The sequence below is a fragment of the Parasphingorhabdus sp. genome (assembly GCF_039939955.1).
In the GTDB taxonomy this organism is placed as follows: domain Bacteria; phylum Pseudomonadota; class Alphaproteobacteria; order Sphingomonadales; family Sphingomonadaceae; genus Parasphingorhabdus.
The window spans coordinates 21,474-45,132 of record NZ_JBDVHS010000004.1 but is presented as its reverse complement, the minus strand read 5'-3'; the positions used below and the strand labels follow the sequence as shown (position 1 = coordinate 45,132).

Here is a 23,659-nt window from a genome sequence, read left to right as displayed (position 1 = left end):
TGTGCATGCAACGGACAAGATGTGCAAAACTGTCAATGGTAGGGAATAGCGCGCGAAAGATTAATCGAACGGCACTATTCCAATAGTTTCACAAGCTCTACCGTAACAGATATTGAATGCTAATTGGCTAAACACGGCCCGTAGCACGCGTTCAGAAGCCCAAAAGATAATTGCTTATGACATCGAACATGCAGATATTAAGTGACTACAGTTTAAACCACGAATTGGACATTTTTGTTGAATGTTCTGGTTCAAACGGCGGGAATGGTATCTCGAGTGTTCGTGGAATGCAGGGCTAATAGGGTAGGACATTGTCACATCCACTTGTCCGAAGCGCAAAATTTTTAGTGTCTCATCTTTGTAGTAAACCCGCCAGTTTATAGTAGGTAAGAGCCTTCAGCCCCAAGCAATGAACCTACCGGCATCAGCGGGTTAGTGGTTCAGCAATGGAATTACCCATTCTCAGAAATTATGGTGACGGCGCACTCGATATCGCAAACCGCTTATGTGACTTCGACCTACCGCAAATGGCCCACGATTATGCGGAGCGCATCCATTTTGCCCATCTGCGCGGTGTGACCCGCGACCCTCAGGAACAGCGTTCCTTTTTCGAAGCCAGTCACCTGGAAAGTGATATCGATATGATACGGGTTATTCGGCATCTGCTTGAAAACGAGCAGCGCCTGAAGCGGGAGATATTCATCCGCCCGGATCATGGTCATCTGATGATGAGTGACATTAACGGTAATAGCAATCCTGGCTATTCTGCGATCGGACGAATGAAGGGACTTGCTGAAATTCGCGGAGTTGTAACGACTTTGCTGGAGCCAGCTAGAAGTTGATTTTGCGCATCCAATGCGCTGCTTGATTTGTACCAACCAAATGAGAAAATCACTGATATAGGTGGCGCCAACAGGCGGTTGAATAGGCAAAGGATCGACAGAAAAATACTTAATCTATATGGTGTTTAGAGGGTCAGAAATTCAGAGCTTTTCAACCGTAGATTGACTCACTATGACTGACATTTAGAAAATATGATATATTATATCATTGTGTAAAGACGTGCAGTGTTTAGAATTCTTTGGGAGATGATCATTGATTAAACCGAAACACGTTGGGATTGGTTTGGCTCTTATGCCACTTTTGGTTTCTCCCAGCTGGGCCAAAGAGGGGATGTTTACCCCGGATCAGCTTCAGCAAGTGAGCGGCGAACTTAAGGAAGCTGGGATAGATATTGCACCCGATGCTCTGGCAGACCTTACTGGTTTTCCCATGGGCGCCATCGTATCGCTGGGCAATTGTTCGGCCAGTTTCGTCTCGCCTGAAGGGTTGGTGGTTACCAATCACCACTGTGCCCGTGGTTCGGTGCAATATAACTCAACAGCTGATAAAAATTATCTGGAAGATGGTTTTCTAGCAGCCAAAAAAACTGATGAACTTCCTGCCGCACCGGGCTCCCGCGTGTATGTTACCACGCAGGTCACCGATATTACCGACCGCATTCGGGCAGGGACAACCGATTTTGATCCGCTTGAACGCTTTGCTGCAGTTGAACAACGCAGCAAAGATATCATGGCTGAATGTGACAAAGATGCCGGATATCGTTGTCAGGTCGCGAACTTTTATGGAGGCGCGCAATATAAGCTCATGAAGCGCCTGGAAGTTCGAGATGTGCGCCTAGTCTACGCTCCAGCCGATGCGATCGGGAAATATGGTGGCGATATCGATAACTGGCAATGGCCGCGTCACACAGGTGATTTTGCTTTTTACCGCGCCTATGTCGCGCCAGACGGATCCGCAGCGGATTTCGACGAGGCAAATGTTCCTTACCAACCCAAACACCATCTGAAGGTGAGCGCTTCGGGTCTAAAAGATGGTGATTTTGTTATGGCCGCCGGATATCCCGGCTCGACCAACCGCTACACGTTGCTTGCCGAAGTCGAAAACACATTTAACTGGACCTATCCGACCTTCGCGGTTTTGTTACAGGACTGGATTGGTGCGATTGAGGACTCTGCTCCGGAAGGGTCGGATGCAAGGGTCAAATATGAATCGCGCTTGGCAGGACTTAACAATTTTGAGAAGAATCTTCGCGGCCAAATGGAAGGGGCTCGTCGGGTAGGGTTGGTTGATCGTCGTCGATCTCGGGAAGCCGAGTTGGCTAACTGGATCGCCGATAACAGCGCGCGTGCCGAATATGGTGAAGCGATATCATTGCTAGAAGCGCTTTCGGAAGAAACCGCAAAAGCTGCCCGGAGTAATTTTTGGTACAATAATGTCTCTCGTCCGCAGCTTTTTTCGGCCGCTCGCAGACTCTACCGGCTGGCAAAGGAGCGTGAAAAAGCGGACTCAGAACGTGAGCCTGGCTATCAGGATCGTGACATGGCCTTTTTCCGACAGAGAATGGAGGTTATTGATCGGCGATTTGATCCGATTGTCGATAAAGCGGAATGGGCGTTGTTCTTGAAAGGCTATTTGAAACAGCCGCAAGCGGAACGGGTGAAGGAATTCGATTCCGCATTGGGCTTGTCCGCCGACACCAACCCGGAAGAGTTTCCTAATATTGTCGAACAATATTATGCAAACACCAAGCTGGGAGACGGTAACGTACGCTTGTCGCTGATGGATACCACTGTGGGGCAATTGGAAGCGAGCGACGACCCGTTCATGCAACTCACCGTTGCGATGTACGAATATGACCGAAATCTGGAAGAAGAGAGTGAAGAACGCAAAGGTCGCTCGCTCGCACTGCGGCCCGCCTATATGGAAGCGATTACCGAATGGCAGCGTGAACACGGTCAGCTCACATATCCCGACGCCAACAGCACTTTGCGCATCACCTATGGGACAGTTCTCGGCGGAAGCCCGCGTGACGGGCTTGCCTATCTGCCTTTCACTACTCTGGAAGGAGTTACCGCCAAGGATACAGGCGAGGATCCGTTCAATTCTCCCGCTCGGCAGCTTGAATTGATTAACGCCCGTGACTTCGGCCCCTATGCGCTGGATAGTCTGAATTCCGTGCCGGTAAATTTCCTTTCCGACCTGGACTCGACCGGCGGCAATAGCGGTTCAGCGACACTCAATGCGCGCGCTGAACTGGTTGGGTTGCTCTTTGATGGAACATTTGAAAGCGTCAACTCAGACTGGGATTTCGATGCAAGAACGACCCGCACGATCCACGTGGACTCCCGTTATATGTTGTGGGTGATGGACAAGGTTGATGGTGCGAATGCCCTGATCGAAGAAATGGACATCGCGCAATAGCGCTTACTCCCAAGATATTGAAGGAAACTGTTTTGAGAATTATCGCCTTTATCTCGCTTCTGCTGATCGCTTCGCCTGCGTTTGCTCAAGGTATTGAACAAACCAAAGGCAATTTTGAGGATAAGTTCAGGCAATTGGATGAAGTCCTGCCTGATGCCAATGTCTATCGTAACGCGTCTGGAGCACCTGGGCATCAATATTGGCAACAACAAGCAGATTACCGGATTACGGCCGAACTTGATGAAAAGAAGCGCCGTTTAACCGCGCAAGCGAGCATAGGTTACACCAATAATTCACCGGACACGCTGCCGTGGATCTGGCTGCAGCTGGATCAAAATATCTTCCGCGAGGATTCGATGGCGGAGCTCACCACGACCTTTGGCGGGCCTGGGCGCCGCGGACCGAAAGTCGAGCCTGCGAAGGGTGACAAGCCGGCAAAGCTGTCGCTTAAAGAACTGCGTCGCCAACAGGCCATGGCCGACAATGAATATGGCTATGATATTGCCAATATTCGCCTGCTCGACGGTACGAAGCTGGATCATGTGATTGTCGGTACATTGATGCGCATCGACTTGCCGACACCGCTGAAGCCCGGAGAAACCTTGGATTTCGCCTTTGATTGGGCTTTCAATATAGTCGAAGAGAATACGATATTTGCGCGGTCCGGTTATGAGCATTTTCCGGATGATCCACGTAAGGGTGGTAATGATATCTTCCTGTTTGCGCAATGGTTCCCAAGGCTGGTCGCCTATTCCGACTATGAAGGATGGCATAACAAAGAGTTTCTTGGCCGCGGCGAATTCACGCTGGAATTTGGAGATTACGACGTCACGATGACGGTGCCGGATGATCATATCGTTTCGTCCACAGGTGTCTTGGCCAATCCTGAACAAATATTGACAGCGACGCAGCGTCAACGGCTGGAAAATGCCAAATCTGCAGATAAGCCGGTGTTCATCGTTACACCGCAAGAGGCTGCAGCCAATGAACGTTCCGGTCCAACCGGGACCAAGACTTGGCGCTTTACCGGTAAGAATGTCCGTGATTTTGCTTGGGCAAGCAGCCGGAAATTTATGTGGGATGCGCAGGGTCATAAACAACCGGGCGCGGAACATGAGACGGTAATGGCAATGTCCTTCTGGCCGAAAGAAGGCGGGGACCTCTGGCGGAAATATTCGACTGCCGCTGTGGTGCATACGATGAAAGTCTATTCGCGGTTCAGTTTTGATTATCCCTATCCAACCGCACAATCGGTCAACGGCCCGGTTGGCGGCATGGAATATCCGATGATCACCTTTAACGGACCGCGTACCAACTTGAATAGTGATGGAACCCGGACCTATTCCTTGTCGGAGAAGGTCTTTCTGGTTGGCGTGATCATCCATGAAATTGGGCACATCTATTTCCCGATGGTCGTCAATTCCGATGAGCGGCAATGGACATGGATGGACGAGGGAATCAACTCGTTCCTCGACAGCGTCGCTGGCTATGAATGGGATCCAGATATGCCTTGGACACGCAGTCTGGCCCGCGATCTCATTCCTTATATGACATCGAAACAGCAAGTGCCGATCATGACCCAATCTGACAGTGTCCTGAATCTGGGTCCCAATGCATATGGCAAACCATCCGCAGCCTATCATATTCTCAGGGATACGGTCATCGGACGCGAACGCTTTGATTTTGCTCTCCGGGAATATGCCCGGCGCTGGAAACATAAAAGGCCGACACCAGCAGATTTCTTTCGTACTATGGAAGAAGCTTCGGGAACCGATCTTGACTGGTTCTGGCGTGGTTGGTTCTACACGACTGATCATGTCGATATCTCGCTCGACACAATCCATAGGATGCGTCTTGACACGAAAGATCCGGATATAGATTTGCCGCGCCGCCGCGGAGAGCTGGCCGATGACCCGGAGAAAGTCGGTGTTCGTCTAAACCGGGAAGAGCGGGTGCCGATCTGGGTACTCGAGAACCCTGGCATCGAGGACTTCTATGACGATAATGACCAGTTCACGGTCACCGCTAAGGATCGCAAGACCCATGGTGAGTTCCTGAAGTCATTGGACGAACCATGGATGCGGAAGACTCTGGATCGAGCGCTTGCTGAGGATGCTAACTATTATGTGCTCAGCTTCACCAACAAAGGCGGTCTGGTCATGCCGATTATCCTCGATCTGGTTTTCGCCAATGGCGAGAAAGAAAGGATGATGATCCCGGCTGAAATTTGGCGGCGCAATCCTCGTCAGGTCAAGAAAATGCTGGTCTTTCCAAAAGGCAAGGAGCTGAAGGAAGTTGTTGTCGACCCGGATTGGGAGACGGCCGATGCGGATGTGGAAAATAACCACTATCCGCGCCGTATTATCGATAGCCGCGTCGAGGCATTCAAAGCACCGGAAAGCAAAAAACGTGTGAATCGCGATCTGATGGGCGAAGCACGGGGAGCAGAGAAGAACAAGGCAGGGAAGAAATGAGGTTGCTTGCCCTGCTGATGGCGCTTTTTTTTGCAGTTCCAACAATGGCACATCAGCAGAAAATTGCGATCTCAACCATTTCGCATAATCCTCTGACCAATTTGCTGGAAGTGGTCCACCGTGTACCCCTCCATGACGCAGAGCATGCCCTGAAATCAAGGGGCGCCAAAGCGTCCGATATTGTGACCGATATCGAGACGAGGCGTATGTTCGCGCGTTATGTGGGGGACCGTTTTTCTATCAGCCGGGAAGTTGGCGCCGTTGATCTGCTGTTGCTGGGCAGCGAAATAGAAGGTGGCTATATCTACATTTACCAAGAGGCCGCCTCACCAGGACCGGGCGAAGAGCTCCTGATATTTTCCGGGATCATGACCGATATCTGGTCGCGTCAGGAGAGCCGTGTCAATATCGGCTTGGGCCCCAATGTCGACACGTTGATTTTCCAGCCAGGGGATCAACCCAAAACTGCAACTCTTCCCTAAAAAGGCTGCTACCTTTTGCTTTTCTGGCGTGGGAGTTAATCGGGAGGTTGCGTTCATAACGTCTATATCTGCCGAGGGTAAAAGTGGCTCTAGTTAGACTGTTGGGTGTTTCGAGAAGTTTGATCATTCATAAATTTTCCAACTTCAATTCTGAACCGTTTCTAGAAAAATTGCTTTGTAGAATTGAGTGACCCAATCCCTCTACATAAAGCCATGAAAATTGGCGATTTGGAATGGCTCTGTATGCCGGCCCTTATAAACCAGCAATTTTGTCTATTCAGGGACGGTGATCAACCGGTTGGTTTGGCCCTATGGGTAAAATGCAACGCGGCAGCGGAACAGAAATCTACCGGGCTCCTGCATTTCCAAAATGAGACAATGCTTAACGTTGAACCATCAGCATAAGTTCAAAGAAATTGGGTGCAGCGGCCTATCGGAAGCGATCATGTGCGATCGGCCGCTGCGTTTTTGTTTAAGCAGAAAAAGCGTTCGCGGCTTCGACTGTGTTCATAAAGTCCCTAAACCGAAGCCATTTTCCATCTGCCACGGTAATGACATGGGCGAAATCGGACTCGATCCCCTTGCCGGTTGATTTTGCCGTGAGCCTTAGATGGCCGGTCACAACCACTTTATTGCCTTCGCAGATGAACTCCTCCGGATCAAATTGGTGGATGTCGACCGAAGACAAAACCGTTTCGAAAAATTTGCGAGCCTCTGGAAGGCCCTTCCAAGTGCGCGCATAAGGAATGACATCGGGGCCATAAAACTCGACCTCGATGTCCCGGTGTAGCCATTGGACGATCGTATCAACGTCATGGGCACCAAAAGCTTCGAAGACATTTTTTGTCACATCAATTGGAGCGATCATAAATATTCTCCCTTTCCATTGTTTTTGGCTTTTGACTTAGAAGTTGAAACGCAGATCAACGCCGTAAGTGCTGGGTGCGCCGAGCGGACCGACAAATTCCGCACCGTAGAAGCCACCGGTCAGGATCTGGTTGGTGAAATAGGTCTTACCCGTCAGATTGTCGCCGAACAGGCGGACGCTCCATGTGTCATCCGCGCTGGTGAAGCCAAGGCTGGCGCGGAGCAAGCCGTAGCTATCTTGGGATGCCGCATCGATGTTAAATACGGTGAAGTAGATTTTGCTTTGCCAGTGATATTCTGCGCGCGCAATGATATTGCCCGCTTCGCCGATTGGCTGTTCCACTTGCCCAGCGATGCTTAACTTCCAGCGCGGCGCGCGTGGCAGTCGCAGCCCATCGAGATCGGTCTGCAAAGAGCCGGCTAGTTGCGTTGCTGGGGCTGGGCGCAGGCTTTCCGTCAGCGTGCCTTCGGTAAATTGTGCATCGGCATAGGTGAGCGCGCCTTCCAGTCGGAAAAAGTCGGTCGGGCGTGCTACGGTTTCGACTTCAAAGCCGCGTACGCGGGCTTTGCCGACATTGCGGATCAGCGGCTGGTTACCGACGCTGTCCTGTGCTTGTAGATTGGTATAATCATACCAGAACGCCGAGGCGTTGAGCAGCAATGCGCGGTCGAGCAGTTCGGTGCGCGCACCAATTTCATAGGACCAGATTTTTTCCGGCTCGAACGGATCGCGCTGGCTGCTGCCTATATTATAGCCGCCGCTTTTGAAGCCGCGCTGTAGTGAAGCATATAGCAACACATCGTCGTTCGGTTTGAAATCGATACCCAGCTTGGGCGTGAAGGCGCGAAAAGTCGACGGTCCGTTAACCGGTCCGATGTTGAACCCGAATGGATCGGGTTGCAGCGTGTCTGGATCTTCCGACACCGCGTTCGGGAACAGCGCCACGTTCGGTCCAACGCGAATATCGGGAAGCATCACTAGATCGAAATTCTGCCGGCCGTTGCGGGTCTCCTCGCTATAGCGACCGCCGAGCCGGACGGTGAGCTTGTCCGAGACATCCCATTGCGTATCAAGATAGGCGGCCCAGGCTTTGGTTTCCTGTTCGCCACTCAGATGCAAATCGCAGCACAGATCGGAATCTGGGAAAACAATGGGGAAGGTTGGAATTATCCCGGCATTCTGCAAATCGGTCAACCCCTGGATGAGAATAGGCTCCCAGAAATTGCCAAAAATATCATTGTCGATGATATTCCGTTCTTCAAAATAATAGGCGCCTGCGATCCATGAAAAAGGTTCGTCGACAGGCGAACTGAGCTGCACTTCGCCGCTCCATTGCCAATGATCTTCTTCACGTCCCACAGAATTGACATAAGCATCCGACAGATCGAACTCGTTTTGGGAAATCGGGTTGGTGTCCCGATAGCTGCCGATGACTTTCAGATTATAGTCGGCGATATCCCAGTCCAGTGTCGCGCCAAGGCCCCAGTTTTCGACCTTGTTGAAATATTCCGTATCGGCAAAAATATCCCGTGAGCCCGCTTCGGATACGCGTCCGGCATTTTTCATCGCAAAATAGGCAAGGGTCTGCGCGCCTTCGCGGCTGCTATACCAGTTCGGAATCTCGTCTCCGTAGCCCGCGCTGGCGTAGAAATAGGCGTTGGCCTTGTCATTCGCGCGGTAATAGTCGCCATTCAGGATAAGAGTGGCTTCGGGAGAGAGGTCGGCCTCCACCGTGAGCCGGATGGAATAATCTTCCTTGTCCTCGACCCGCTCTGTGCTGTCGTCGGGTCGGGTTACGGTCGCATATCCACCGCGATCTTCCCATTGGATGGCAAGACGGGCCCGGATATTGTCCGTCAGCGGGCCGCTCAGAGCGCCGGCCAGACGGAAGCGGTCATAATTTCCGGCAGTCAGCTGGATATTGCCCTCCAGAACATCAGTCGGACGATTGGTGACAATGTTCACCGCCCCGCCGGTGGCGTTGCGGCCATAGAGCGTGCCCTGCGGCCCGCGCAGAACCTCTATCCGTTCGATATCGAAAAACTGCGGACCTATGGCTGCGGGCCGGCTGATATATACCCCGTCAACATATGTCGCGGTGGAGCTGTCCGTGCCAGCAATGATCGAGGGCGTGCCGATACCGCGGATGAAGATCGACGTGTCGCCCTGATAGGTGGATATCTGGACGCCGGGTGCGATCGCTCCCACTTGCTCAATGGAGGTGATCGACCGGTTATCGAGTTCGTCGCCACCGAAAGCAGTGATAGCCAAAGGAACGTCTTGAATGGATTGATCGCGGCGATTGGCTGTGACGATGATGACGTCGCCAGCGTTTTCTTGCGCCTCGTCATTTGCATTCTGCTGGGCATATGCGGGTGTCGACACTGTCATGATGGCGACCAAGCTTGCTGTCGCTAATATTGCCTGCTTTTTGTTTTTCATATCCATCTATTCTCTCCCTGATTTGTGATGTTTCACTAACTATTTGTTTTTATGAATTTATCTTATTTTTAGGTGCGACCGCGAAAGACCACAGGATTATTGGCCAGGCCATGATTGAGCAGGCTGACGTCTTGCCAAACAGCCTCGCCGGCCCGTTCGATATGGGTGTATCGCTCGCGCAACATGCGCGCAGTGGATTCGGCCTCCAGCTGTGCCAAAGGTGCGCCTAAGCACCGATGGATGCCGTAACCAAAGCTCATATGGCGGTTGGCATTTTTCCGGTTCAGTCGAAACTCATAGGGTTCGGGGAACGCTTCCGGATCATAATTGGCAGCGCCGAAAAAGCAGGCAACCCAGTCGCCGCGCTTAATATCAGCATTTCCGATTGTAATGTCCCGGGTCGCAACACGAAACAGGCGTTGTGGGGGGCCATGAAAGCGCAGGGTTTCTTTGTAGATCGGGTCGAACAGCTTGGGATCATCGACGAAACCATGCCAAATATCGGGAAAGTCCGCGAAGACCGTGATGAGGTTGCCGAGATAGAAGGAAGTCGTCTCTGCCCCGGCAACGGTGGCGGTCATGCAAAAGCGGACCACCTCTTCATAGGATAGGCTTTCTCCGTCCACCTCGGTGCGAATGAAAGCGTTGAGCAGCGGGCCAGGCGTTTCCTTACCCTTTGCGATCAAGTCCATCCGCTCTTTGACGTGCTGTTCAAAGAACGCCATGGCTTCTATATTATACGCTTGTCGTTCTTCAGCGCTAATGTCAGCGGAAAGCATGAAAGCGGTCGCCCAGTTGCGGACGTCGCGGCCCATTTCAGCAGGCATACCAAATAGATAGGCCATCACTTTACTCGGCAACATCGCGCAATAGTCGGCCATGACGTCAACCGGCTGATCCGGAACAAAGAAGTCATCCATACAGGCGGCAACCAATAAATCTACCTCAGGTGCCAACGATTTGATCGACGCTGGTTGAAAGGCCTTTGCTGAGATTTTGCGCAGTCGCGTATGTTCCGGCCGATCGTGATTGACCAGCATCAAGGAAGGCGCGGAGGATTCCTCTTGTAAGCTATCGCGAGAGGAAAAACTTTCGTGATCCCATGCAACTGCGGACACGTGATCAAAATTTAGGACCACCCAAGAAGGCTTTGGCTCATCCACGCCCGGCATCGTGCCAGGCGGAAAGTCGCGGTATCCGAAAACCGGCGATTGGTCTCGCAGCAAATCATAATAAGGATAAGGGTTACGGACCACTTCCGGACTGCTTAATTGGTCGACGCTAAACGTGGGTTTCATCAATCCTCAATCCCTACTGATTTAATATGTCTTAACGACATTATTTCTTAAAGACATAGTAGGGATTAGACAGTAAAGTTGTCAACTGGCGTCGCGAGATCGCCCATCATTTTCATTTAACATATTGAACAAAATGGATATAATTCTGAAGAAGATGAGTGGTCAAAATAGGGTCAGAAGTCTGAAATATCGAATCTTGGACGGCGGAATCAGAAATCTTCGATCAGGAACAATAGACTTTCATGACATATTGGTTCATCGAGTGTGATGATTCATGGACGATGAAGCCAAGCGCATATCCCAACGATGGAGTATCGAGTGAAACAGCAGTCTGATTTCGGCATTGATTACCCGATAAAACGGGACACTGCTCCGCAGAATTTTCTCAAGCTCTTTTATCCGTTCCACTATTCGGTCGGTATGGCCGTTGAAAAACAATTGAGCGGGTCCAATCTGACGAGGCATCAAACGGTTATTCTGTGGATCATCCATTCTAAAGGGCAAGATGGTCATACAATTCATCGCAAGACGATCGAACGGTTGATTGGTGAGTGGTATGAATTGGGAAGTCCAGCCATCTCCAAAGTCTTGCGCGCAATGGCAGACAAGAAACTCAATCTGATCTCGATCAAGGAAAGCAAGACCTCAGCGCGCGAAAAAGTCATTCGCTTGACCAAAAACGGTCAGTCAACCGTGGACAATATGATGGAGAGAACAGAAGCCTTCATCAAGTTGATTTCCGACGAACTCACAGATGCAGAGATTGAAAAAGGAATGGAGTTCATGAGCAGAGTCGGCGCGATTGTTGAAGGCGGGATTGCCGAATAATGAAGACGCGTGCTTTGCTTTCGCACCCGCTTCATTATCCGGAGCATTTTGGTTTCGTTAGAAAATCAGCGTGATGCATCCCATTGTGCGAATTGCTCGTTGCCAACAAAACCGACCTCTTCAACGCCCGCCCGTTTGATCATCGCCACTAGCTGATCAAAACGTTCATAGCGGGCACGGGCATCGCTTTCAAAATGGAGTTGCGGTTTTGCTGGGTTGCGAGCCATTATTTCCAATCGGCTCCGCAATCGGTCGCTGTCCATTGGGATGTCGTTCCAGATTGCTGTTCCCGCTGAATTCAGAAATAATTTGTTGATCGTGCGTGCTTCCGTCCCTGTGCCTCCGGTTGGCAGGTCTACCGGCACTTTATGGGTTACAGCTGGTATGGAAAGCATCAGCATCACGAGTAGGACCAGCAATACATCGATCAGTGGCGTAATGTTGAGTTCCCCAAAAGGTCTGTCCGCATTCTCGTTAGCCGTTTTCTGGCGAAGATATAGTTTTCTGCTACGCATATAACCTCTCCTACAATTGCTGAAAAATGATATATCATAACATTCTGTCGATTGCAAAAATGCCGCTTGCCTTATTGATCGAATAAGCCAAAACTGTGCCACATGTCAGACGAACTGGAAGCAATGGGAACAGCCGTAGAAGGTGGCTTGGTGGCCAAAACACTCGAAGAAGAGCGTTTTGGAGCTCCAGAAGGGAAGGGTGGTGATTGCCTGAATTGTGGGGCCGTTGTGACCCGAAGCTATTGTGGCAATTGTGGCCAGTCACTGCATATACGTCGCTCCATCGGAGCCTTTTGGCACGACATTGTTCACGGCGTGCTACATTTTGAAGGAAAATTTTGGCGAACCTTGCCGCTATTGTTCTGGAAACCGGGAGAACTGACCCGTCGCTATATTCACGGGGAACGCGCAAAGTTCATATCGCCAATGGCGTTATTCCTATTGTCTGTTTTTATGATGTTTGCCGTGTTCTCTTTTTTAGAAAACCCATTTTCCTCGGTGACGGATGCGGACGAAAATTCCGGTTTTTCGGCTGAAGTAAAAGCAGAATCGTTAGAGCTGGAAGAGAAATTACAAAAGAAAATCCAGGAACTCGAATCAACGCGAGAAGAAGACAAGGCCGAGCTGCGCGAAGAAATTCTCGATATGAAGCGCTCCAGAAACATCATGGCAACCATGACGATGAGTGAGTTGCCCTATCCGGAATCGGGCTTGGGCAAGCAGGGGGTCGGGATCGGGAATTTGGATGGGAACAAAGTCAAAGCTGCTCGAGAGACTCTGGACGTTGGCAATAGTGGAAGTGTCGTTCAGCTAAATGGCGACTCTGAGTTTTGGTCAAAGGTGGAGAATAGTTCCATCGGCAGAAAACTGAAAAATGGTATAGAAAGCGCCAATACAAATCCGTCTCTGCTCTTCTACAAGTTAAAAGCCAACGGATATAAATTTGCTTGGCTATTGATTCCCATATCCATTCCGTTCGTTTGGCTGACGATGATCGGTAGGCGTGGATATCATTTTTACGATCATGCTGTTTTCGCGACATATTCCATCGCTTTCATGTCGCTGTTGTTCATCTCTTGCGCGCTATTGGCGGCGATGGGTGTGTCAAAGTCGTTCTGGGGAGTTTTGCTGGTGTTTTATCCGCCATTCCATATCTACAGGCAGCTCAGACATGCCTATAAACTGTCCCGGCTCGAAGCGTTGATCCGAGTGTCATTCCTGCTGGTGTTCACTGTCATCAGCTTGTCTATATTCTTTGTTATTCTGCTCACTCTGGGTATTTTGGGATAAAAATCATGACCGTGAATATTGATCGTCGCCAATTGATGGCATTGGGAACCTTCGGCCTTGGAGCGCTCAGCGTGCCAGCTTCGGCATCTTTGATGGGAGCCAAAGGGTTTACCCATGGGGTTGCCAGCGGAGAGCCGTCGGCAACCTCGGTGCTACTCTGGACACGTTATGCTGGCGGCAAGGACAGCAAGTTGACCGCGGAGATATCGAGCAATGCCGACTTTGCGGGAGCACAAATGGTGGGCGAAGTCGATGCGAAGGCAGAGCGGGATTTTACCGCCAAAATCGTGGTTGAGGGGCTCAATCCCAATCAATGGTATTTCTACCGCTTTGTCGGGCCTGATGGTTCGAAATCGGTGATTGGGCGTACCCGGACTTTGCCACAAGGCCCCACTCAAAAGTTCAATATCGGTGTTGTGGGATGTTCCAACATGCCGTTCGGCTATTTCAATGCCTATGCGCATGCGGCTCAGAATACTGATCTTGATCTCATGATTCACACCGGAGATTATCTTTACGAATATCCGATCGGATCCTATCCATCGGCAGAGGAAGCTGTGCCCGGTCGAGTGATCGACCCGGCGCATGAGATGGTTCAGCTTGCCGACTACCGGTTACGTTACGCGGCCTATCGCAGTGATCCCGATCTTCAGCGCATTCATCAGGTTTTGCCTATGATACCGTCATGGGATGATCATGAATTTGCCAATGATGCCTATAAAAATGGTGCGCAAAACCATGATTCAAGCGAAGGCGATTGGGAGGTGCGCAAGCGGGTAGCGGAACGTGTCTATCGCGAGTGGATGCCGGTCCGTGACATGGAATTTGGCAGCCCGCGTTGGAATGAATATCAAATTGGTGATCTGGCGACCCTGTTCTTTACCGAAAGCCGCATTGGCGGGAGGGACAAGCCTGCTGATCTTGTCGAAGCGATCAAAGGGAAGAGCGATATTAGTGCAGCTCTGACCGCGTTTCGAGATGATGTTTGGCAAGATCCAGAACGTTCCATGTTGGGCGTTGCTCAAGAAGAGTGGTTCGGTGAGGCACTGCGGAAGTCAAAGACATCGGGAACGAAGTGGCAGGTCTGGTCGCAACAATGTGTGATGGGTGAATTGATGCTGCCGCAGGATGCAAAAAATTGGGTACCCGATGATGCGCCTCCCTTTGCCAAGGCGCGCATAGCGGTTGGCGCGCTTGCAGCAGAAATTGGTTTGCCGATCAATTTTGACAGCTGGGATGGCTATCCACAGGCCCGTGAGCGCTTGCTTGCAGCGGCCCAGCAAGCAGAGGCGGATTTGATCGTTCTGTCAGGCGACAGCCATAATGCCTGGGCTTTCGACCTTGCGACGCAGGATGGTGCCGCAGGCGTCGAGTTTGCCGGACATAGCGTCAGTTCTCCGGGTTTTGAGGCCTATACCAAAGGCGTTAACCCCGACGCCGTTGCCAAAGCTGTGATTGAAACCAATGACCAATTGCAGTGGGCTGATACAGAGCATCGCGGCTATATGACCGTGGCGCTGACGCCGGAGAAAGCGACATCAACTTGGAATTTTCTGGACACCATCCGGACCAAGTCGACCGTGCTGATGGGAAGCAAACGCCAGACCGTTTTGCATGGAGCGAACAAGCTTCAGGCGTGACGGATCCATGCTTGTTGCGGGGCTGATACGAAACAATTGGGGTCTACTTTTAGTGTACCGCATCAAATGCGGCGCATAAAATTCTAAAACTGCCCTCAATCGCTCGACATTCGTATCAAAATTACGCAAAGCGGCCGCTCCCTATAACTTAATGTAAGAAACGACCAATAATGTCTGAAGAATTCCACCGCATAAAACGCCTGCCGCCATACGTTTTCGCTGAAGTAAACGCGATGAAAGCGGAAGCGCGAGCGCGCGGTGAGGATATTATTGATCTTGGCATGGGCAATCCCGACGGGATGCCGGCGCAGCATGTGATCGACAAGCTGTCGGAAACGGCAAATAATCCCAATGCGCATCGCTATTCGGCGTCCAAGGGTATCAAGGGGCTGCGGCTGGCGCAGTCGAACTATTACAAACGCCGGTTTGACGTAGACGTGGACCCGGAAAGCGAAGTCATCGTTACGCTGGGTTCCAAAGAGGGGCTCGCCAATCTCGCGCAGGCGATTACGGCGCCGGGCGATGTCGTTCTTGCGCCCAATCCGTCATATCCCATCCATACTTTCGGGTTCATCATTGCTGGCGCTGCGATCCGGTCAATCCCGGCGGCGCCGGGGCCGGATTTCTTCACCCGGCTGGAATATGCGATGAGCTATACCGTGCCGAAGCCGTCGGTGCTGGTCATGGGCTATCCGAGCAACCCGACTGCCTATGTTGCGGACCTAGATTTTTATCAAAAGGTCGTCGACTTCGCGCGCGAGCATAAACTTTGGGTAATCAGCGATCTCGCTTATGCGGAAATCTATTTTGGTGACACGCCAACGCCATCAATGCTCCAAATCGAGGGCGCAAAAGATTGCGTGGTGGAATTTACGAGTATGTCGAAAACTTATTCCATGCCAGGTTGGCGCATGGGTTTTGCGGTGGGTAATCAGAAATTGATTGGCGCGTTGACCCGTGTGAAATCCTATCTCGACTATGGTGCTTTTACGCCAATTCAGGTTGCTGCGACGGCAGCGCTTAACGGCCCGCAGGACATTATCGACGAAAATCGCGCGCTATATAAAAAGCGTCGTGACGTAATGGTCGAGAGTTTTGGCCGCGCCGGTTGGGATATCCCGCCACCGGAAGCCAGCATGTTCGCTTGGGCCCCTATTCCTGAGCAATTTAAGGAGCTGGGATCAATGGAGTTTGCAAAGCGGCTGATCTCAGAGGCTGGCGTTGCAGTCGCTCCTGGGACAGGCTTTGGCGATGAGGGCGAGGGATTCGTTCGGCTGGCACTGGTCGAGAATGAACAACGAATTCGGCAGGCGGCGCGAAGCATCAAGAAGTTCTTGGGTAAATAGCGATTAGACTGCACGCTGTGAAGACCATCACATGAACGGCTGCTGTTTTGGATCAATCAACCGCTGATCACTATGCTCCCATTACGAGCCGCCGATTGCGACCTGCATGAATTGGGGCGGGCTGGTCGGTTGCGACGAGTCTTGGACCAACGGATAATTTCCGGGAGGCAGGGCTGCGAGTGGCATGCCTGCGGCGCACAGATCATAGGGTGATACGCGGTGGCGCGTGCATAAACGACCGGCACCGTCACAGACCAAAGGGGTTTCAAATTCGGCATCCAAAATTGCTTCGTTGGATTGAGTCACCGTACAAATCACCAATTGTCCGCCACCAAGATCCAGGACAAGTTTAGTGCCCACCGGAACACCCAATATCCCTTCGAACCTTGCCCCGGATTTTGAAAGGTCACGCATCACAACATCATATCTATGATCTTCATGGATGGCGCCAATCCGACGAAACACAGTGCGTCTGTCGGGTTGATATAGTTCCGGTCCGTCGGGCTCAATCTTGAATTCTCCGCTACCCAATTTCTCTTCAATTTCAACGATCGGTATCGCTTCGGAGTAGATCCACCCTTGGATATATTGAGCACCTTTCGAACAAACGAGATTCAACTGGTCAAAAGCCTCGACGCCCTCAACGGTGGTTTCCATCCCAAGCGCTTCGGAAAGGCCGATGATTGCTGCGATAATCTTGGTGCTATTTTTGTCCTGTTGCGTGCAGGTGTCGACAAAGCTTTTGTCGACCTTGATCCTGTCAAAAGGGGCAGAGCGAAGATAGCTGAGTGAAGAATAGCCAGTTCCAAAATCGTCCAGCACCAATCGCACGCCAAGATCTTTCAAAATATTGAAGGTTCTGTCGATGGTTTCGTTGTCACCCGTGAACACGCGTTCGGTAAATTCGAGTTCCAGCCTGTCTGGTTCCAAACCGCTGTCCGACAACGCATTTTTGACGACTTCGGGAAAGCCACTATTGGCAAATTGCACGGCAGACACATTGACAGAAACGCGAACCGATTTTGGCCATTGTAAAGCATCTTTACACGCACGACGAAGGGCCCATTCACCGAGCTGATTTATCAAGTTCAAGTCTTCTGCCATCGGGATGAATACGGCGGGACTAATTGCGCCTCGTTCGGGATGAACCCAACGCATCAGCGCTTCAAAGCCGACTACTATGTTATCATCCGTACGCACGACCGGCTGGTAGTGAAGCTCAACCTGCTCATTTGCCAGCGCGTCTCGCATGTCTTCGATCAACAGACGCCGTTCTTCTTCCTCATTTTTTAAATCGGCAGAATAGAAACGGAATTGCCCCCGCCCTGAATTCTTAGCTGCGTAGAGAGCAAGGTCAGAACTATTAATAAGCTCGTCTTTTTCAATACCGTCATAGGGCGCAATGGCGATACCGATCGATGTACCAATGGTCGCACTTTTACCATTAATGGGATAGGGGTCAGAGATGGTTTTGACGATTTCTCCAGCAATCTCGCCTAATTTTCCTCGATCATCAAGGTCTGGGAAAATAACTTGAAATTCATCCCCACCCAAGCGACCAATTTCACCAATGTCGCCGACAACAGAGCGCATCCGCTGTGCAACTTGTCGAAGCAATTCATCCCCGGCGGGATGGCCCATGGTATCATTGACCTGTTTGAAACGATCCAGGTCCAGCATCATGATTGCGCAGCTACGGTTGGCGGACTTGAAGGCGCCAAGCATTCCGGTGAGCTGACTGTTCATGCGATGGCGGTTCGCCAAACCTGTCAATGCGTCAAACTCAGCCCGCCGCGAATCTTCCAGCTTGCGCTGATATAGTACGGACACATCTTTTGCATTGCCGCGATAGCCCTGAAATTCTCCCGCATCATCAAATTTGGGATGGCCAGAGATCATCCACCATGTTGGACGATCTTCGGGGCTGAGGGTTTGTGGTACACGGCGAACGATTAGATCACTGACCTTGCTGCGCCTGCTCATGTGGTATTTGAAAGGGCGGTCGGACTTTTCGTCCGGGTTGTCGGGATCATTTTCAAACAGGGCAGTCATTGGCGTAGCCAACAACTCGTTGATCGGTTTGTTTAAGTTTTCCGCTGCTTTTTCTGAAAGATATACCAGATGACCATCTGCATCCGTTGCCCACAGCCAGCTTATTCCTGCCTGCTCAAAATCATCAAGTATCTCTACGCGTCGGGCGTAGTCATCCGACGTGATGACGGAAACGGATTGCTGTTCCGCTTCACTAGAGAATGCCTGTAAGAAACCTGCTGCCACGCCTAACTCTGATTTAACCTCGCCTTGTTGAAAAGTTACAGTGGCATACAATGGTTAATATGGTTGTAATAAAATTGTAAATAGATGAAAAATAGTCGTAATTTTACGATGATTATTGCCATAATCCGTAGCGGAAATGAAAGCGAGGGGTGATCGGGCAGGGAATGGGGTTGATCAGATGGGCTTTGATGCCGCGACTCTGACCGTGAAGACGCAGGAGCAGACGATCAAGTTCCGCCATCCAATAGAAAACACCTGGCGCGATATTGCCTGACAGCACACCGACGAGGGTTTTGCTCCCCGCCCCAACCAGCAAGCGGAAGATCGATAGTCTATCCGTCCGCTTTTCTTGTCACCGACGCAGATATTTTCAGATTTTGCTGTCCTAACCGGCAGCTTTTGTGCCACGCTGCTGGTTTATGTCTATTGACCCGAAATACGCCCTTTTTTCTTGCCCGCGGAGGCTGGAATTGCCCCGCCAGGAATTTCAAAACATAACACTGTAAAGTTTGTAAAGTTCGCGAGAGATGGTTTGCGCTTATGATTGATCTATATTTTGCTCCTACACCCAATGGCTGGAAAATATCCGTCATGCTTGAGGAATGCGGGCTCGACTATAATCTTAAATGGGTAAACATTGGGGCAGGCGAACAGTTCGAGCCGGAATTTCTGGCGATCAGCCCCAACAACCGGATACCCGCGATCGTCGATCATGATCCTGCGGATGGCGGAGAGCCGGTGTCGGTTTTCGAAACCGGTGCAATACTGCTTTACTTGGCGGACAAGGCAGAACAATTTCTGCCGCATGATCTGCGCGGACAGATTGCCGCAACCGAATGGCTGATGTGGCAGATGGGCGGGCTGGGGCCGATGATGGGACAGCATGGCCATTTCAAACTCTATGCACCGGAACGGATCGCATATGCCACGGAGCGTTATCGCAACGAAGTGCTGCGGCTTTTCGGCGTGATGGACCGGCGGCTGGCAAACCATGACTATCTTGCAGGCGAGGACTATAGCATTGCTGATATGTCCTGCTTTCCGTGGGTGCAAACCTACAAGCGCCAGGAGATTGATCTCGAGGATTTCACCCATGTAAAGCGCTGGTACGAGACGCTGAAGCAACGCGAAGCTTTGCGCCGCGGCATGGCTGTTGGCCGAGACAAGATTAATCGCAACCCACAGGACGATGCGCAGGCGCGAAAGACATTGTTCGGATTGAAGGAATAAGGCGAGTGTCCGATTCTCTGCATTTCATAGGGAATATGGGAATGATGAAGGGACTTTATAAATGACTACAGTAGAATTCTATTTCGATCTTTCCTCTCCGTGGACGTGTCTGGCGTTCCACAATATTCAGCCGATCATCAAAGACAATGATGCGGCGATCATCTGGAAGCCGTTTCTGGTGGGGGGCGTGTTCAACGCCGTGAACCAGGCCGTCTACGCGGCGCGAGAAAATCCGGACAATCGCAAATTCGTCCACAGTTTCCGGGTGCTCAAGGACTGGGCAAAAATCGCCGGCTTGCCGATGAACTTTCCTAGCGAACATCATCCGGTGAAGTCGGTCCATGCGATGCGGTTGTGCTGTGCCTTGGAGGATGACCAAGCTGCACTACACAAGTTCGCGACTGCTGCATTCAACGCTTATTATGGCGATCAACGCAATCTCGATGATCCGCAGGTGCTGATCGCCATCGCCGATGAGGTCGGTCTGGATGGTGAAGCTCTGGCTGCGAAGACGCAGGAGCAGGCGATCAAGGACCGACTGCGCGCCAATACCGAGGAAGCGATTGCCCGTGGTGCCTATGGCTCGCCGAGCATATTCGTGCCTTTTGGCGACGGTGAAAGAATGTATTTTGGTAATGACCAGTTGCCGCTCGTTAACTGGGCGATTAAACAGGGCGCATAAATGTCCTGCGAATCCAACAAACCGGAGCCAACTATGTCAGAGCGCGTCACCATTTCCGTCAAAGACCATATTGCCGATGTCCGGTTCAACCGGCCGGACAAGATGAACGCGCTCGATGCCGCGCAAATTGACGCGATTGTAGAGGCTGGGGAAAAGCTGGCAGCAATGGAAGGCATCAGAGCGATTGTCCTGTCCGGCGAAGGCAAGGCTTTCTGCGCCGGTCTCGACATGGGCAGCTTTGCCGCATCGGCAGCATCGGCTTCGGAAGAAAATAAGGATGGCGAGAAATCGCCACTCGCCAACACTCTGACCGATCGCACCTTTGGCAATGCCAATAAATATCAGCATATCGTGCTGCTATGGCGGAGGCTGAAGGCTCCGGTCATTGCGGCGATACACGGACCGTGCATTGGCGGCGGGCTACAATTTGCCAGCGCTGCCGACATCCGTGTGGTCGCCCCGGACGCAAAAATGTCGATCATGGAAATGCGCTGGGGCCTGATCCCGGATATGGGTAGCTACACGACCTGGCGCAGTTTTGTACGCGACGATATTCTGCGCGAGCTGACCTATACGAACCGCATCTTCACTGGAGAGGAGGGGCGTGAACTGGGCTTCGTCACCCATCTGTCCGACGATCCCCACGCCAAGGCGATGGAAATCGCTGCCGAGATTGCCAGCAAGCACCCGCAAGCGGTCCAGATCGCGAAAGATCTGATCAACAAATTGCCCGATATGAACGAAGATGAGATATTGATGACGGAATCCGTTGGGCAGGACAAGGTAGCCCGGACACCGAATCAGGTGGAGGCGGTGATGGCATTCATGCAGAAGCGCGCTGCGAATTTTACCGATTAACTCGCTTGTAGCGATGGAGAACGAACCGCAAGGCTGATGCGCAGGCGTCAGCCAGTGGTCCGCATTTTTTCTAGCGCGTCAACCACTGCCGGACGCAATGGTTGGCCTTCGCCATCGGTACGACAGACAATGACGGAATCGCAGGTAGCAATACATTGGCCATTCTGGAACATTGCTTGGGCGATGACATAGCTGGATGTGCCGATTTTGCTGACGCCGGAACTGACTTCTACATCATCGGGATATTGGCCTTCGCGGAGATAGTTGATGGCGACCGACGCAACCATGCTGCGTTCGTTCTTCGGCCGGTCGGCCCACGGTCGCAGGCTACGGTTTAGTCGAACCCGGGCATTCTCGAACATTGCCGCAAAGGCGACATTGTTGAGATGCCGATTGGGATCAATATCCTGAAACCGCGTCTGCATGACTACCGACACCGGATAGTTTGCAGCAACGAGCTGCCATGGTTCAGGTCGAGCCATAGATGAAATCCACTTTTACTTAAGCCAAATGGTAATGATCAGTCCATTTTTGCCAATAGGTCTTTCTGCAAATGCTTGCAAAGCCATAGATAGGCAAGTCCGGAAGCGCCGTAAATCATCGCGGTGAACCGCAATGCATCACGGACGCCTTCGCCCGTGGCTTCGCGGCAACCATCTAGCATCGCCTGGCTTCCGACGGCCAATATGTTGGCATCGGTCCCCTTGCAGAGTTCCAGTGTCATTTGGGCGCTAGTCGCAGCGCTGCTAACGTATGATTCGGAGAGGAAATCGCTTATCGCACCGATGAATAGTGGGCCAAGACCATATCCGATTAGATTGACTACGAAGAGCAATATGGCGATTGCCGTAGCGCGCGCTTTCACATCGACCACGCCTTGCGCGATCGTATATTGTGATCCGAGATAGGTGTAGTGGAGGAAGCCGGCAATGATCAGCATCATCAGCGCCGTTGATTGACTGTCGGTGGTGAAACCAATCCAGTAGAGCGGCAAGGACGCGATTAAGGACCATCCGGGAACCCAAGCGACGGCATTGGGGAAGCGGCCGCTCAATCGTTCGATCGCAAAGCCTCCGCCAAAAGTACCGGCTGCGGCTGCCAGTGATATTGGCAGTACCAGTTGCAGCGCGACAGCGGAGATGCTCAGGTCATGTACGCGAACGAAGAAGGAAACCTGGAAGCTTGAAATGCCGTAGCCCACAAAAGCAACGATCGTTGCTGCCAGTGCATTGATCCAGTAACTCCGATTGCCACTTAGCTTTTGCAGTGTTGCGGCAAACCCCAGCTTTTCCAACTGTGGTGTACCAGGAGGGTCGGAATAGCCACGCGGTGGTTCTTTGATCGTGAACAGAAGGATCAGGCCAATCACAACACCGGGTAGGCCGAGGATGATGAATGCTTCGCGCCATGAAAAAGCGTCAGCGATAGGACCGCCGAAGGCCGCGGCCAAGGCACTGCCAAGCGTTACGCCCATTGCGTAAATCGCTAGCGCTCGTGCTCTGCTCCTTGGCGGGAAATAGTCTGCGATGATCGAATTGGCTGGCGGCGTGCAGCCTGCTTCACCAATTCCAACGCCAACACGAAACACAAGAAGGGCTATGAAGCTACCTGCTATTCCGCAGAGAGCGGTCATGACTGACCAGAGAATGACGCTAAACGCTATGATGCGGACCCGATTATATCGTTCTGCAAATCGTGCGATTGGAATACCGAACAATGTATATGTTAGAGCAAACCCGAAGCCGGACAGAAAGCCAAATTGTAGGTCCGTTAGTTGGAATTCCTGAATAATCGGTTCGGAAACGACCCCAATCAGCGCGCGATCAATAAAGTTCAGTGTGTACACCACGAGCAATGAGAACAATACGTAACCCCGATACCCACTGGTACCGAACGCCTGTCCGGTATTGGTGACGGGCGAATCTGTTGCCGATGTTGCGGTCATAGTCTCTCCATATTTTTCTTTGACTGATGGCCTGAACCGGAGACCAAGTCCAGCATACTTTGTGTTTCAAATGCAGCTACCGGATCGACCAATCTTCAATAGGACTCAAACGCTTGCACAGCTTCCCAATAGTATTTCACCATTTTCGTTGTATCTGTTACTGTTTCGTTAAAAGGCCGTAGAGTTAAGCGCAAAAATTTGGGGGTCTGAATGGCAATAG

General features: G+C 51.5%; 19 protein-coding genes. 12 read left to right on the top strand and 7 right to left on the bottom strand.

Annotated features, from left to right (window positions below; translation table 11 throughout):
• The first annotated feature begins 446 nt into the window (after positions 1 to 446).
• The 4 genes from ABJG22_RS04590 (at position 447) to ABJG22_RS04575 (ending at position 6,220) form a co-directional block, all read left to right on the top strand.
• Positions 447 to 842: a mannonate dehydratase gene (locus ABJG22_RS04590; protein ID WP_348019074.1), complete on the top strand. Its 396-nt coding sequence runs from the start codon at positions 447 to 449 to the stop codon at positions 840 to 842.
• 292 nt (positions 843 to 1,134) lie between these two features.
• Positions 1,135 to 3,264, top strand: coding sequence for a S46 family peptidase (locus ABJG22_RS04585; RefSeq protein WP_348019073.1), 2,130 nt, complete (start codon positions 1,135 to 1,137; stop codon positions 3,262 to 3,264).
• Positions 3,265 to 3,296: 32 nt separating this feature from the next.
• Positions 3,297 to 5,738, top strand: coding sequence for a M1 family aminopeptidase (locus ABJG22_RS04580; RefSeq protein ID WP_348019072.1), 2,442 nt, complete (start codon positions 3,297 to 3,299; stop codon positions 5,736 to 5,738).
• Between the two features lie 17 nt (positions 5,739 to 5,755).
• Positions 5,756 to 6,220, top strand: a complete 465-nt coding sequence (locus tag ABJG22_RS04575; protein ID WP_348019071.1) for a DUF6702 family protein — start codon at positions 5,756 to 5,758, stop codon at positions 6,218 to 6,220.
• 472 nt (positions 6,221 to 6,692) lie between these two features.
• Here the strand turns inward: ABJG22_RS04575 and ABJG22_RS04570 are convergent, their stop codons facing one another.
• The 3 genes from ABJG22_RS04570 to ABJG22_RS04560 all read right to left on the bottom strand — a co-directional run bounded on the left by ABJG22_RS04570 (position 6,693) and on the right by ABJG22_RS04560 (position 10,828).
• On the bottom strand, positions 6,693 to 7,088 hold the full coding sequence (locus tag ABJG22_RS04570) for a nuclear transport factor 2 family protein (RefSeq protein ID WP_348019070.1): 396 nt from the start codon (positions 7,086 to 7,088) through the stop codon (positions 6,693 to 6,695).
• Between the two features lie 36 nt (positions 7,089 to 7,124).
• The gene (locus ABJG22_RS04565) at positions 7,125 to 9,536 is read right to left on the bottom strand and encodes a TonB-dependent receptor (RefSeq protein ID WP_348019069.1); all 2,412 of its coding nucleotides are present in this window, start codon (positions 9,534 to 9,536) and stop codon (positions 7,125 to 7,127) included.
• Positions 9,537 to 9,598: 62 nt separating this feature from the next.
• Entirely contained in the window at positions 9,599 to 10,828 is a 1,230-nt protein-coding gene (locus ABJG22_RS04560; protein WP_348019068.1) for a cytochrome P450, read from the bottom strand.
• Positions 10,829 to 11,146: 318 nt separating this feature from the next.
• On the opposite strand from ABJG22_RS04560, the gene ABJG22_RS04555 reads away from it, so the two are divergent.
• Positions 11,147 to 11,656, top strand: coding sequence for a winged helix DNA-binding protein (locus tag ABJG22_RS04555; protein ID WP_348019067.1), 510 nt, complete (start codon positions 11,147 to 11,149; stop codon positions 11,654 to 11,656).
• Positions 11,657 to 11,721: 65 nt separating this feature from the next.
• Here ABJG22_RS04555 and ABJG22_RS04550 read toward each other — a convergent pair whose 3' ends face one another.
• Positions 11,722 to 12,171, bottom strand: a complete 450-nt coding sequence (locus tag ABJG22_RS04550) for a biopolymer transporter ExbD (RefSeq protein WP_348019066.1) — start codon at positions 12,169 to 12,171, stop codon at positions 11,722 to 11,724.
• Between the two features lie 102 nt (positions 12,172 to 12,273).
• Here ABJG22_RS04550 and ABJG22_RS04545 point away from each other — a divergent pair, with 102 nt between their 5' ends.
• From ABJG22_RS04545 to ABJG22_RS04535, 3 genes are all read left to right on the top strand, one after another.
• Positions 12,274 to 13,461, top strand: a complete 1,188-nt coding sequence (locus ABJG22_RS04545; RefSeq protein ID WP_348019065.1) for a DUF3667 domain-containing protein — start codon at positions 12,274 to 12,276, stop codon at positions 13,459 to 13,461.
• A 5-nt stretch (positions 13,462 to 13,466) separates the two neighbouring features.
• Complete coding sequence (locus ABJG22_RS04540) at positions 13,467 to 15,101, top strand: alkaline phosphatase D family protein (protein ID WP_348019064.1); 1,635 nt, start codon at positions 13,467 to 13,469, stop codon at positions 15,099 to 15,101.
• Positions 15,102 to 15,271: 170 nt separating this feature from the next.
• Positions 15,272 to 16,447, top strand: a complete 1,176-nt coding sequence (locus tag ABJG22_RS04535; RefSeq protein ID WP_348019063.1) for an LL-diaminopimelate aminotransferase — start codon at positions 15,272 to 15,274, stop codon at positions 16,445 to 16,447.
• Between the two features lie 81 nt (positions 16,448 to 16,528).
• On the opposite strand, the gene ABJG22_RS04530 is transcribed toward ABJG22_RS04535, so the two are convergent.
• Complete coding sequence (locus tag ABJG22_RS04530) at positions 16,529 to 18,724, bottom strand: EAL domain-containing protein (protein ID WP_348019062.1); 2,196 nt, start codon at positions 18,722 to 18,724, stop codon at positions 16,529 to 16,531.
• A gap of 136 nt (positions 18,725 to 18,860) precedes the next feature.
• Here ABJG22_RS04530 and ABJG22_RS04525 point away from each other — a divergent pair, with 136 nt between their 5' ends.
• The 4 genes from ABJG22_RS04525 to ABJG22_RS04510 all read left to right on the top strand — a co-directional run bounded on the left by ABJG22_RS04525 (position 18,861) and on the right by ABJG22_RS04510 (position 21,494).
• Entirely contained in the window at positions 18,861 to 18,998 is a 138-nt protein-coding gene (locus tag ABJG22_RS04525; protein ID WP_348019061.1) for a hypothetical protein, read from the top strand.
• Between the two features lie 266 nt (positions 18,999 to 19,264).
• Positions 19,265 to 19,954: a glutathione binding-like protein gene (locus ABJG22_RS04520; RefSeq protein ID WP_348019060.1), complete on the top strand. Its 690-nt coding sequence runs from the start codon at positions 19,265 to 19,267 to the stop codon at positions 19,952 to 19,954.
• Between the two features lie 61 nt (positions 19,955 to 20,015).
• Complete coding sequence (locus ABJG22_RS04515; protein ID WP_348019059.1) at positions 20,016 to 20,636, top strand: 2-hydroxychromene-2-carboxylate isomerase; 621 nt, start codon at positions 20,016 to 20,018, stop codon at positions 20,634 to 20,636.
• 33 nt (positions 20,637 to 20,669) lie between these two features.
• Entirely contained in the window at positions 20,670 to 21,494 is an 825-nt protein-coding gene (locus ABJG22_RS04510; RefSeq protein WP_348019058.1) for a crotonase/enoyl-CoA hydratase family protein, read from the top strand.
• Between the two features lie 47 nt (positions 21,495 to 21,541).
• On the opposite strand, the gene ABJG22_RS04505 is transcribed toward ABJG22_RS04510, so the two are convergent.
• Both ABJG22_RS04505 and ABJG22_RS04500 read right to left on the bottom strand, forming a co-directional pair.
• Positions 21,542 to 21,976: an acyl-CoA thioesterase gene (locus ABJG22_RS04505; RefSeq protein WP_348019057.1), complete on the bottom strand. Its 435-nt coding sequence runs from the start codon at positions 21,974 to 21,976 to the stop codon at positions 21,542 to 21,544.
• A gap of 38 nt (positions 21,977 to 22,014) precedes the next feature.
• Complete coding sequence (locus ABJG22_RS04500; RefSeq protein ID WP_348019056.1) at positions 22,015 to 23,439, bottom strand: MFS transporter; 1,425 nt, start codon at positions 23,437 to 23,439, stop codon at positions 22,015 to 22,017.
• Positions 23,440 to 23,659 lie beyond the last annotated feature (220 nt).